Origin of the sequence: uncultured Intestinibacter sp. (assembly GCF_902468165.1) — a bacterium.
GTDB lineage: Bacteria > Bacillota > Clostridia > Peptostreptococcales > Peptostreptococcaceae > Intestinibacter.
Genome location: NZ_CABQXJ010000081.1, coordinates 1 through 13,383 on the forward strand (window position 1 = coordinate 1; position 13,383 = coordinate 13,383).

Sequence of the window (13,383 nt, forward strand, 5' to 3'; positions counted from 1 at the left end):
ACATCGAAATGACAATAAACTTAGAATATATATATATACTTTAGACTATAAGCACAATAAATCATGCTCAAATTATATAAAAAATAAAAAAACTTACTAAATTTATCATCAATTATAATAATACTTCATAAAAAACAATATTTCTATTAGTTTTATCTATGAATTCTTAAATAAAGTCTATTAGTTATTTTAAATAAATACTGTTAGAATAATCTTAAATAAAAAATTAACAATCAAAAAAATAATAATCACACATACAATAAAATTTAATGGAGGTTTTAAAATGGCACACAAATATAAAAATATCTTTTCACCTTTAACAGTAAAAAATATGACTTTAAAAAACCGCATCGTAATGATGCCAATGGGTACAAACTACGGTGAACAAAATGGAGAGATGAGTTTTTTACACATTAATTATTATGAACAAAGAGCAAAAGGCGGTACTGGACTTATAATAGTAGAAAATGCTAGTGTATTTTCTCCACAAGGTTCAAACGGCACTTCTCAACTTCGCATAGATCACGATAGTTATCTACCAAGATTATATAAACTTTGCGAAAGAGTTCACAAATATGGAACAAAAATAGCTATACAAATAAATCATGCAGGAGCTTCTGCAATGTCTTCAAGAACAGGAATGCAACCAGTTTCTGCTTCAAATATACCATCAAAAGCAGGCGGAGAAATTCCTAGACCACTTGAAAAAGAAGAAATATATGAAATAGCTAAAAAATACGGTGAAGCAGCTAAAAGAGCACAAACTGCTGGTTTTGATGCAGTTGAAATACATGCTGGTCACTCTTACTTAATAAGTCAATTCTTATCACCATTATATAACGATAGAACTGATGAATTTGGTGGTTCTATAGAAAACAGAACTCGTTTTGCAAGACTTGTAATAGATGAAGTTAGAAAAAATGTTGGGCCTAACTTCCCAATATTATTACGTTTAAGTGCAGATGAATTTATGGAAGGTGGTAATACAATAGACGACTGCCTAAAATACTTAGAATACTTAAATGATGAAGTAGATATATACGACGTATCTGCTGCTCTTAACGGCTCAATACAATATCAAATAGATGCTAACTATTTAAAAGATGGTTGGAGAGCTTATTTATCAAAAGCAGTTAAAGATAAATTTAATAAACCATGTATAACAATGGGTAATATAAGAAATCCTCAAGTTGCTGAAGATATACTTGAAAGAGGAGATGCCGATTTAATAGGTATGGGACGTGGACTTATAGCTGATCCTGAATGGGTAAACAAAGTTGAACTTGGAAAAGAAGATGAACTTAGAAAATGTATATCTTGTAATATAGGATGTGCTGGAAATAGAATAGGAATAAATAGACCTATAAGATGTACTGTAAACCCTTCTGTAAATGAAGATGAGGTTTATAAAAAAGTAAAAGTAAATAAAAATTGTAATGTAGTAGTTATAGGTGGTGGTACTGCAGGACTTGAAGCTGCCTGTACAGCTGCAGAAGTTGGATGTGCTACATTCTTAATCGAGAAAAAAGATGTTTTAGGCGGTCTAGCTACTGAAATTTCAAAAATACCAGATAAAAGAAGATTATATGACTTCCCTAAATATTTAATAAATAGAGCAGAAAAATTAGATAATTTATATGTTTTTAAAAATACTGAAGCTAATGTAGAATTTATCAAAAACTTAAAACCTAATTTAATAATAAACGCAACTGGTTCTTCTCCATTATTACCTCCAATCAAAGGGCTTCATGAAGTAATGGCTAAAGAAGATTCAAAAGTCTTCTCTATATTAGATATGATAAATAATATAGAAAATTATCCACAAGATTTAACTGGCAAAAAAGTTGTTATAATCGGTGGTGGTGCTGTTGGACTTGATGTAGCAGAATTCTTTGCACCAAGAAATGCCGACTGCTCTATAGTTGAAATGGCTCCTGTTATAGGAAATGGAATAGATCCAGTATCAAAAGTTGGTACTTTTGATTTATTAAACAAACATAATGTAAAACAACTTACTAATACAAAATTATTAGAAGTAAAAGATAATTCATTCTTAGTTGAATATGCAGATGGCTCATTAGATGAGTTAGAATTTGATTATGGATTTATATGCTTAGGAATGAAATCAAATAACCCTGTATTAAAAGCTCTAGAAGAAGAATATTCTGATACAAATATAGAAATTATTTCTATAGGAGACAGTATAAGAGCTAGACGTATTATAGAAGGTGTTGAAGAAGGAAGAAATATTATAAATACACTTACTAAACACGATTATCTTGATATTTATGTATAAGATATAATATAAAATTATTTTCAAAATAAAAACTAGGCTGTTTTAATAATTATATTTATAAAACAGCCTAGTTTTTTAATAAGTTTTCGATATGTAAATTTACTTTAAAAACTACTTATAAAAATCTTTTGTTTTTTACTTTATAAAATACTTATAAAGTTTTTTGTTGTTCTAAGAATGTCTCTAGTATATTTTTTGTATCTTCTAATGTAGGTTTTATACCTGTCCATATATTAAATGAATGCACGCCTTGGTTTATAAGCATTTGTATCCCATAAGCGATCTTTAAATCATATCTAAGACCCCATTTAATAAGTGCTGTTTCATGTGGTTTATAAACAGCATCTGCTACTATAAGATGCTTAGGCGGGATTAAAGATATATCAATTGGAGATTCATCTGTACCCATCCCAATAGGAGTAGTATTTATAAGTATATCAATATTATCTATATCTTCTTGTGTTATATTTTTAGATGTCGCAATAGCCTCAGTTTCAAAATGTTCATTTATTGTATCAGCTATCGATTGTGCCTTTTCTATACTTCTATTTACAATCTCAATCGATTTAGCATTTTCAATTGCAAGCTGTATTGCAATACTTCTACAGGCGCCTCCTGCACCTATTATTAGTACTTTCTTTCCTTCAATGCTCTCTTGACTAGCATCTTTTATAGATTTAGTAAGACCTGTTCCGTCTGTGTTATATCCATATAATTTCCCATCTACGTTTTTAATAGTATTTACAGCTCCAAATAATTTAGCCTTTTCGTCTATAAAATCTAAATACTTCATAACTTCTATTTTGTGAGGAATAGTTACATTCGTTCCCATTATACCAAGATGTCTTATTCCTTCTATACCTTCTTTTAAATATTCAGGATCAATATCATAACTTACATAAACTGCATCAATATTGTATTTTTCGAATAAATAATTATGTATCTTTGGCGAAAAACTTTGGCTAATTGGATGTCCAATTACACTGTATACTTTTGTTTTCGAACTTATGCTCTTCATTTTGATTATCCTCCTATAAACTCTTTTTTAGTTCATGTTTATTTACTTAAATTCTAGCTAATAAAAAAAAATTGTCAATCTTAATTAGTATCTTTTTAATAATATAAAAAAATTTGCTTCACTCATGGCGCATCCACAAATAAGATAATATATAATTTCTTTAGAATTAAAAAATACTAATTATAAGTAATATTTATTTTTTACACATAAAAATAAGTCCTATAACTTATTAAGCTATAAGACCTATTTTTTATGCTACTTCACGAGCTCTTTCTATTTTATCATTTTGTATATTTACATATATTGCAAGTAATACACCTAATAAAGTAACTGCTATATTAAGCAGTACAACGTTTATTGGTCCATTAGTTGCACCACCAACTTTTGTTAAGTAAGATGCAAAACTTATTATAGTATAGTTTGCAACACTTGATGCTATCATAACTATTGAAGTTATTTTACCTTTATCTTTAGGGAACATTTCATTTGCTGTAGATACGCAAAGTTGAAGTACTCCACCTGCTGCTGCATAACCTAATACAAATCCACCTACTAAACATATAGAAGGTATTCTTATAAAGTAAATTGCTATAAGCATTGCTGCTGATATTGCTGGATATATTATAAGTATTCTTACTGCCTTTAGTCCTTTACTTATTAAAAATGATGAAACAAGTATTGCACAAACTGTTCCTAAAGCGTAGAATGATTGAATTTTACTTGGATCAGCAAGTCCATATAGTTTACCTAATTCTTGATTACAATTTAACCATATCATAAAAGTTGAAGAAGAAGTAAATCCTATACATATTAATGCTATACTTGCTGGAGTAAATTTCATTTTTTCTTTTTTAACTTCTTTTTCAGATTCAGAGTCGTCTTGAGCATTTTCTAATTTAGGGAATGGTAAAAATGCTATTAATACACCATCTATTGCAATTGCTACTGCTGCTATTATAAATATTGTTTTAAATGAGAATGCATTTGTAGCTACAAATCCTATACCAAATGGTAGAGCAAATTGTGCTATAGACATTGAGAACTTAGTAAATAAGTTTGCAACTGAACCATTCTCTGGGAATATTTCCATGCATGATGGTGTTACACAAGTATCTAAAAATGAATTAGCAATACCACCTACTATTGCAAACATATAACCTACCATCATATTTGGAGCAAATACTATTCCACCTAAATATAATGCATAACATATAACCCCTATTAAACCACTTATTCTTCTTCCGAATTTATCAGATATAGGCCCTGAGAAAGGAAGAGAGATTAAACGTCCAAGACCAAGTGCAGCTATTACTGATACAACTATACTTACATCAAACGTACCATCTTCTAATACTTTTGCTCCCCACATTGATGCAAAATCTTGTTTATATTGTCCTAATATAGAAGCTCCTATACCATGTATAAAATATGTAAAGTATAGAGCTATTGCAGTAGGATAAAACTTTTTATAATTAACTTGTTCCATTATAGTTTCCCCCTATTTTAAATTTTATTTTATATAAAAAAAACATATTATTTATCATTTCAACTTTGTTAATTCATTAACTTAATTATTTATAAAGATTTAGTGTCGATAGAAAAATCATACTATCAACACTTTATCTTATCTTTTATTTAAATTTTATAAATCAGAATAGTATTTAGCTTTTACTTCTTCTACTGGCATCTCTTGTCCCATAAATAATTTAAATGCTTCAACACCTTGATATAATAACATACCTTTTCCGCCTACAACTTTGCAACCAGCTTTTTCAGCGTCTAATATCATCTTAGTTTTAATTGGATTGTATACTACATCTGTAACTACTAAGTCTTTTCTAAATACGCTAGTATCTTTTATATTTGTTTCATTATCATAAGGTTTCATACCTATTAAAGTTGCATTTGTAAGTATATCACTTGTTTTTATTTCTTCATATAATTTTTCAGTATCATCTATATCAAATAAATTTACTACACATTCTGGAACTTCTCTTTTTATAGCTTCGACAGTATTTTGTGCTTTTTCAAAGAATCCATCTTTTTTATTGAATATAGATATTTCTCTAGCTCCGTCTAAAGCAGCTTGTACTTGTATAGCAGTTGCAGCCCCTCCTGCACCCATTATAGTCATTTTTTTGCCTTTTATATCGACACCATTTTCTTTTAAGTTTCTTACATAACCTTTACCGTCTGTTATATCACCTATTAATTTTCCGTCTTTGTTTATTATTGTATTACAAGCACCGATTATACGAGAAGCTGGAGATAATTCGTCCATATATTTAGCAACTTCACCTTTACATGGCATTGTAACATTTCCGCCTTTCATATTGAAAGTTCTAAAAGCATTTACAGCATCTTCTGTTTTTTCTACAGGTATGTCAAATGCTAAATATCTATAATCTAAATCTAATATTTCAAAACTATAATTGTACATTGCAGGTGAGCCTGAATGTCCTACTGGTGACCCTATTAATCCTAATAAACCTGTTCTACCTGATATTTCCATTTCAATTCCTCCGATTCTTGATATCCCCCATATTGCTATGCCATCTTATCCCTAAAACGACTTTGGCATTGGTGTTTAGAGCCCCCACTCTAAACACCAACCAAGTTTGCAATTATTAAACTATATCAGAAATTTAATTATTTATTATATGCTTAAAGCTACATTTAATGCTTCTTCTGTTGCATTTAAAGCTCTTCTCGCTCTAACTGCATCCCCTATAACATAAGTTTCTTTTACTATATCTTTTAATGATTCACTTATTGGATCATAATTTCTAGATCCCATTGCAAGTACAACTGAATCAAATCCTCTTACTTCATGTACAGAACCATCTGCTAATTCGTATTTAACACCGTCAGTATAGAATTCTGCAACTTTTGCACCTGTTATACTTTCTACCTTGTGTTTATCGAATGCTTCCATGATGTATTTTCTATGTTCTTTAGCTACATCACCAGCTATTTTATCTTTAAATTCTATTATTGATACTTCGTGTTCTTGTTCAGCTAGGAATTCTGCAGTTTCTGCACCTACCATTCCTCCGCCTACTACTAAAACTTTTGTACCACAGGCTTTTTGCCCATCTAATAAATCTATAGCATTTATTACGCCAACATCATTTATACCTGGTATTGGTAGTACTAATGGAGTTGCACCTGTAGCAACTATACAAACGTCTGGATTCATTTCTTTTATAAATTCTTCAGTTGCTTCTGTATTTAATAATACTTTTACTCCATATTCATTACATCTTGCTATAAAGTTGCGAACTAAATTAGTTATATCGCCTTTTCCTGGTGGGTATGCAGCAAGTCTCATTTGACCACCTAATGTATATGATTTTTCAACTAATGTTACGTTGTGTCCTCTTAAAGCACTTACCCAAGCAGCCTGCATTCCGCCGACTCCACCACCTATAACTAATACATTTTTAGGTTCTTTAGTCATAGTTAATTCGCCTTCACGTCCTAATAATGGATTTGCTAAACAAGTTATTGGTTTACCTTGGAACATATTTGGAACACATCCTTGTAGACATGCTATACATGGTGTCATAAGCTCTAATTTGCCATCTCTAGCTTTGTTTGGTGTTTCTGGATCAGCTAAACTTTGACGTCCAAATGCCACTAAATCAGTTCTTCCTTGTTTAACCATTATGTCAGCATATTGTGGCTCAGTAAAACGACCTACAGTTATTACAGGAATATTTACTACTTCTTTTATACTTGATACTAAATCTGAAGAAAATCCTCCATGTATAGTAGTTGGTGCCCACATATATTCATCATTTAAGTGAGTTGCACGAGATACATGTAGAGCATCTATTTTACATACTTCTTCTAAATAAACTGCTACTGCTGTACTATCTTGTACACTAAGTCCGCCTAAAACATCATCTTGTGCATTTATTCTGGCTAATATAGCTATTTTGCCTTCTGTTTTCTTTCTTATATTTTCTATTATTAAACGAGGTAATCTCATTCTATTTTCAAAACATCCGCCAAATTCATCTACTCTTTTGTTAGTTCTAGGTGATATAAATGTACTTACTAAATATCCATGTGCACAGTGAAGTTCAACTGCATCTATTCCTGCTTTCATAGCACGTAAAGCTGCATCTCCATAAGCTTCAATTATATCGTATATTTCTTCAGTATTTAGTATTTGTGGCGTTGGATGACCATCTTTTGATGGTATTGGTGATGCCGCCACTATTGGATATCCTGCTATAGCTTGATTTACATCAGGACCTGCATGTTGAAGTTGTACAGAAACCTTTGCCCCTTCAGCATGACATGCATCTATTACATTTTTAAAGCTATCTATTACGCTATCATCAAATAGACAAGGTTTTCTAGGACCACCTTTTGATTTATAATAAACAACGCTAGATTCAATAGTTATAAGACCAAATCCACCTTTTGCTCTTGCAGCATAATAATTTTTAGATTTTTCGCTTAAAGTTCCATCTGTATTTGCAAAGTTGTTGCCCATTGGAGGGACAACAAATCTATTTGGTACATTCATAGGACCTATTTGTATAGGCTTAAATATATTTTCAAAATTCATAATATTACCTCTTCCCTATTTAAGTTAATTTTAATTTGTAAGATTTCAATTTTTAGTATTTTATATCTATTTAAAAATTCTCAATATATATTTAATAAATGATTATTATTTTTTAATATCTACATTTAAACTTTATATTATTAAGCTAAAACTTCTGGCCAAGCTTCTTTTAAAACTTTTACTGCATTGTCATATGTATATTTAGCTGCAAAATCTACACCTTTTTCTACATATTCATCACATATAACTTCAACACCTACTGCATTTGGTTTAACACCTTTTTGTTGTAACATTTTACAAAATCCTGCAGTATCTCCATATCCACACCCTGGAGCAACTCTATCATGCATTGACTCATCTCTTAAAACTTCTTTTGCATATGGTCTAGCTTGAACATCATTTATTTGAACTGATACTATTTTATCTGCTGGTATCATATCTATTACTTTTTCAAATGGTTGGTTTGCTCTTACCCAGTGCCATGTATCTAATATTATTTTTGCATTATCACAACCAGATGCTTCTACTACTTTCCATCCTTTTTCTAAGTCTGGTATACCACTGTATGGCATTGGTTCAACCCCTATTATTATGTCTTTTGCTCTTAAGCATAATTCTTTTAATTTTTGTGCTGTATGTTCTATTGAGTAGTTTTCCATTAGACCACAGTTTATTTGTTTTACACCAAATAATTCACACATTTTGAAGCAAATTTGTTCTTTCATTTGTTGTTCTAATGTTCTCTCATCATCAGCCCATAAAGTTATATACTCTACTTCTGTTACTTTCATATTGTGTTTTTTTAATATATTTAATATATCTTCATCGTGTAATCCTTCTTGTAATGCTGCTATATAATTTTCAGCTCTTAAACCTATTCCTTCATATCCAGCATTTTTAGCTGCGATTACTCTTTCTTCAAAAGTTACCTTTGTTCCTAAAGTATAAGAACTTACTGTTAATGGATGTTGTTTTGACATATTCTATTCCCCCTTATTGTACATTTGTTTAAAATTATTTTTTATTCTTTGTTAATTGTTTGTCGTTTTATTTTGCATTTTTTCTTTGATTTATCTTATGTTTAAATGTTATCACAGTATTTTTTATATGACTAATTGATAATAATCTATCAATTTATTGATTTTATATATAATTTTTAGTATATTAGTTTTATAAAATCTATACTTATGATAAATAATTGTTTGAAATCTTTTATTTATCTTTATTAAAGTGTTAAATAAAAAACACTCTTTAAATTTTAAATATAGATTAAAAAGGGGGAATAAGCTTGAATTTATATCATTTAAGATACTTTGTTACTTTAGCAAAGCTAGAACATTATACTAAAGCTGCAGAAGAGCTCTGTATTACTCAACCAAGTTTAAGTCATGCCATTTCACTACTTGAAAAAGAACTTGGTGTCACATTATTTCAAAAAGAAGGACGTAATATTGTCCTTACAAAATGCGGGAAAATTTTTTTAGAAAAGGTGAAAGAATCATTAAAAATTCTTGATGATAGTGTTCTTGAACTTAAATCTATAAGCAACGGGGAAGGCTATATAGATTTAGGATTTTTACGTACTTTAGGTACAAACTTTGTACCTAGGCTAAGTAAAAGCTATATTGAGAATAATCCAGATAAAAAAATTAATTTCAATTTTCATACTGAAACAACTACTGCTGATCTAATAAAATCATTAAAAGAGCAAAAATACGATATGATATTTTGTTCAAAATCAGAAAAAGAAAAAAATATAGAATTTATACCTGTTTCTGCTCAAAAATTAGTTCTTATAGTTCCGTCAAATCATGAATTAGCTAAATATGACTCAATCACTTTAGAGCAAACAGTTGAATATCCTCAAATTGTATTTAGTTCAAAGAGTGGACTTAGACAGATTATAGATAATTTATTTGATTCAATAGGTAAAAAACCTCAAATTACATATGAAATAGAAGAAGATCAGGTAATTGCAGGATTAGTTTCTAACAACTTTGGTATTGCAATAGTACCTTATATGCCTATTTTAAAATTTATGGATTTAAAGACTATTGAAATAAAATCACCGACATGGGAAAGAAACTTTTATCTAGCTGTATTAAAAGATAAAACGCTTACCCCGATTGCAGAGAATTTCAAATCATTCGTAATTGAAAATTATACATTAGATTAAAAAAAAGGATGACTAATCGAGTAGTCATCCTTTAAATTATAAAAAATAATAATCATTTCTTTAGAAATTCTAAAGTTAGTACACAAATAAATATACCTATTTATATAGTATAAATAAGTTTATATAATTTATCAATACAAATAATGTAGTTTTATAGATATATTAACTATCTATAGTATTTATCTATATATTTGGATATTTTTAAAAATATTTTCTATCATTGCGAGTTTAAGCTCATTAAATTTGTAAGTTTATTTAAATTAAATACTTTTCTATATATTTTATATATCTATAGAAATTATCTATAAAAACACCCTTTATTAATAATTTGTTTTATAGATAATTATAATGTAGAATTAAATCATAAAAATAAATGGTAAATATTAAGGAAATATAAATCCCATACAAAACGAAATATTTTTAAATCAAATTATTGTATTTAAAAATATTCCCCAATAAGCTTAGTACAAATCTACCCTAGATTTGTACTTTTTTTTAATTCTTTTTTAATATTTAGCTTCTAGTAATTTATCATACCTTACATATAGTTTTATAGACTTTTCTACTTCCATATTATTTTTTTCTAGATTTAAGATGAGGCATATTATGTTTGAACTTTCCTTTTTTATACGTATACTTTTTACATAGTCTCCTATCTCATATCCACCAGTTTCACTAGCATTATTTGATCGCAAAGTATTTATAAATAATTTCTTTGATGATTTTTTATAACTTATTTCTCTATTTTTTAAAGCTATATTGTTTTCATTTTCACTATTTTTGAAATTTAACTTTATTGATAAAACATCGTATTCTTTTCCTAGCTCTAAATTTTGTATTGTCTTTCTATCTATTGTCGTTATACTTATTATATTCATACTTTCTTCGATTAAAGGAGTGATTTGAGAAGTTATCTCTTCTGTCTGTTGGCTTAACTCAATTCTATCTTCAATATTTTTATTAGCTCTATTTATAACAGCCATAATACTTAATAGACATGTTATTATTATAGACATTATAAATACAGATATGATTATTTCTAATAAGACGTATCCACTTCTTTTTCTCATTTGTATATACCTTCTTTTATTAGTATACGTCCGCTCGTAGGTACTATTGTTATATCTGTATAATTGTCTTTTTTTATTATAGTTATAGTTGTTCCTCCTTTATAAAATCCACCTTTTGTATTAAAAAGTATTTTACTTGTAGGGCACGCAAGTTCAATTCCCTTAGGTAAAAATACTTTTTTAGATTGTCTACCTTCTTCCATTAATATATATCCTTCACAATTATTTTCTTCAATAAAAAGCATATACACTTTCTCATTTCCTATTTTATTAATCTGCCTTATATATCTAATATCTGTCGTCATCTGCTTTATAAACGAGTTTATTTTGTAATTTGATAAATCTAACTTAACAAATGATACTGTGCCTATTAAAGCTAATAACGTAATTCCTATTATAACTTCTATAAAAGTCACATTCCTTCTTTTTTCATATCTATACCTCCTTACTTTCATATATTATTACTAAATCGCTTGGTTGTATCTCTTCTACTTGTTTTATCTCATCTGTATTTCCTAAATTTTCGTTTTCTTCGCTTACTATATCTTTTTTATCTGTTTCTATTTCTATATTATTTTCACTATTTTCTTGAAGATAATTTTTAGCACTATCATTATTATCTTCTATATTTTTATCTTCTAAACTTGGATCATCTTGATTTATTGTATATAATTCTTGTGAGTTTTGTATTTCTTGTGAACTTTCGTTATTTTCTACTATTGTATCTTTTGGAAATGGATTTTTTATCTTTATATACGCAACAATAGTTTTAATAAATTTGTTATAAGATACGCTACTTTCAATTTTATAATAAATATAATTTTCGGAATTTGTATTTATCCTTGTTATATTGCATTTTTTATTATCTAGTGATGTATCTGATAAATCATTTATTTTATTTATAAATTCTGATGAATTATCAGATATAAAATGTGAGTTAAAACTTTCATAATCACCACTTTCGTCCAGTGCTATTTTTACTTCCTTTAAAATATTTGAATAAATTATTTCTATTTTACTTAAACACTGTTCCTTTAAGTATATTTCTTCATCATTATACTTTGTATATTTAATATTGCTCATGACAATAGATGTGCAGTTTATTGCAATTATATTAACAAGTAAAAATACAAATACTGTTACTACTAGAATTGAGCCTTTATTTTTTCGTGACATATGATTTAATATTTACACTCCTGTCTATTGATTTTACTTCTACTACAATTTCATAACAATTATAGTGACTGTTTTTTTTGATAAGTTTATTAATTTTAAAATTATCTACATTTAATGTTTGACTTCCTATATTAATTTCCTCATTGTACTTAATTGAAGTTTCACCTCTAACACTTATCTGAACCTTATGAACTTTATCAAGTTCCGATAGTGAATTAACAATAGAATAAATAACAACTTTAGGTGCCACCTGATTTCGTTCTGTTAAGAAATTACTGTCAAAGTCTACATAACAGATACTGTTCGCTGTAACAACGCTTAATATCTTAATTTGGGAAGACAAAGTTCCTACAAATCCTTTTCTGGAAGGACCTTTAATCAGCTGTTCAACAATGTATCTTTCCTTTGTTTTATTTCCATATTTAACATTTTTTAATTTATATTCTTTTAATGCTGTCCCTTTTTCATTAGAAAAATATAAAATAAAATCCTGTTTATCCTGCTTATTGTTTCCTAAATCTGATACAAAATCAGAAGCATTCATTGCATTTAAATACTTTCCGTCTTTTCCTGTACATGGTTTTCCTTCTACAGTAAATGCAACGTACTCAACTGACTTTAACTGTATAAGACTTAAAACAACTGAAGACCTAAGCAGCAGTTCTCTTTTAGAACTTAAGTCATAATATTTCTTACTAAAATCTATTTTCACTACTCCGTCTAAAAAGTCATAGCCGTTTACCTTTACACTTTTTGGTATTGCACTTTTATAATTCTGCTCTTTTCCCTGAGTAGTTAAGCAATCAAGTATTTCACCAATACTTTGAATTGTACTTTTATTTTTCAGGTTATGTTGTTCAGTTGCAACTGTATTTTCACTTTTTGAAACGTAGTAAACCGACAAACCTGATTTTTTCTTTTCTTCATTATTGCCACAGGCAACAAACAAAGATGCAACCATACTTAACATTACGATAATAATTAAAATTCTTGTAGTTTTCATTTTTACACCCTTATACAATATATTTAAGCGGAATTCTTACAATAAATGTTGTTCCCTCTCCT

11 protein-coding genes are annotated in these 13,383 nt (G+C 28.4%); 2 read left to right on the top strand and 9 right to left on the bottom strand.

Features of this window, described 5'->3' with window-relative positions:
- Window positions 1-283 precede the first annotated feature (283 nt).
- A complete protein-coding gene (locus RDX53_RS12120; protein WP_195930840.1) occupies window positions 284-2,296 on the top strand; it encodes an NAD(P)/FAD-dependent oxidoreductase in 2,013 nt (670 codons plus the stop codon).
- Window positions 2,297-2,447: 151 nt separating this feature from the next.
- On the opposite strand, the gene aroE (RDX53_RS12125) is transcribed toward RDX53_RS12120, so the two are convergent.
- The 5 genes from aroE (RDX53_RS12125) to RDX53_RS12145 form a co-directional block, all read right to left on the bottom strand.
- Window positions 2,448-3,314: a shikimate dehydrogenase gene (gene aroE / locus RDX53_RS12125; RefSeq protein WP_195930841.1), complete on the bottom strand. Its 867-nt coding sequence runs from the start codon at window positions 3,312-3,314 to the stop codon at window positions 2,448-2,450.
- Window positions 3,315-3,564: 250 nt separating this feature from the next.
- Window positions 3,565-4,800: an MFS transporter gene (locus RDX53_RS12130; protein ID WP_195930842.1), complete on the bottom strand. Its 1,236-nt coding sequence runs from the start codon at window positions 4,798-4,800 to the stop codon at window positions 3,565-3,567.
- Window positions 4,801-4,956: 156 nt separating this feature from the next.
- Window positions 4,957-5,826 carry a shikimate dehydrogenase gene (gene aroE, locus RDX53_RS12135; protein ID WP_207743850.1) on the bottom strand — a complete coding sequence of 290 codons (870 nt, stop codon included), beginning with the start codon at window positions 5,824-5,826 and terminating at the stop codon, window positions 4,957-4,959.
- Window positions 5,827-5,970: 144 nt separating this feature from the next.
- Window positions 5,971-7,896: an FAD-dependent oxidoreductase gene (locus RDX53_RS12140; RefSeq protein ID WP_195930843.1), complete on the bottom strand. Its 1,926-nt coding sequence runs from the start codon at window positions 7,894-7,896 to the stop codon at window positions 5,971-5,973.
- A 140-nt stretch (window positions 7,897-8,036) separates the two neighbouring features.
- The gene (locus RDX53_RS12145; protein WP_195930844.1) at window positions 8,037-8,876 is read right to left on the bottom strand and encodes a sugar phosphate isomerase/epimerase; all 840 of its coding nucleotides are present in this window, start codon (window positions 8,874-8,876) and stop codon (window positions 8,037-8,039) included.
- Window positions 8,877-9,184: 308 nt separating this feature from the next.
- Here RDX53_RS12145 and RDX53_RS12150 point away from each other — a divergent pair, with 308 nt between their 5' ends.
- Window positions 9,185-10,072: a LysR family transcriptional regulator gene (locus RDX53_RS12150; protein ID WP_195930845.1), complete on the top strand. Its 888-nt coding sequence runs from the start codon at window positions 9,185-9,187 to the stop codon at window positions 10,070-10,072.
- A gap of 506 nt (window positions 10,073-10,578) precedes the next feature.
- Here RDX53_RS12150 and RDX53_RS12155 read toward each other — a convergent pair.
- From RDX53_RS12155 to RDX53_RS12170, 4 genes are read right to left on the bottom strand one after another with little or no spacing between them, the layout of a single operon-like run.
- Window positions 10,579-11,142, bottom strand: a complete 564-nt coding sequence (locus RDX53_RS12155) for a hypothetical protein (protein WP_195930846.1) — start codon at window positions 11,140-11,142, stop codon at window positions 10,579-10,581.
- Window positions 11,139-11,597, bottom strand: coding sequence for a hypothetical protein (locus tag RDX53_RS12160; protein ID WP_295762396.1), 459 nt, complete (start codon window positions 11,595-11,597; stop codon window positions 11,139-11,141). Before RDX53_RS12160 ends, RDX53_RS12155 begins: the two co-directional genes overlap by 4 nt.
- A complete protein-coding gene (locus tag RDX53_RS12165; protein WP_195930848.1) occupies window positions 11,578-12,318 on the bottom strand; it encodes a hypothetical protein in 741 nt (246 codons plus the stop codon). The genes RDX53_RS12160 and RDX53_RS12165 overlap by 20 nt, the downstream gene beginning before the upstream one ends.
- Entirely contained in the window at window positions 12,302-13,222 is a 921-nt protein-coding gene (locus tag RDX53_RS12170; RefSeq protein ID WP_307994243.1) for a GerMN domain-containing protein, read from the bottom strand. Before RDX53_RS12170 ends, RDX53_RS12165 begins: the two co-directional genes overlap by 17 nt.
- Window positions 13,223-13,383 lie beyond the last annotated feature (161 nt).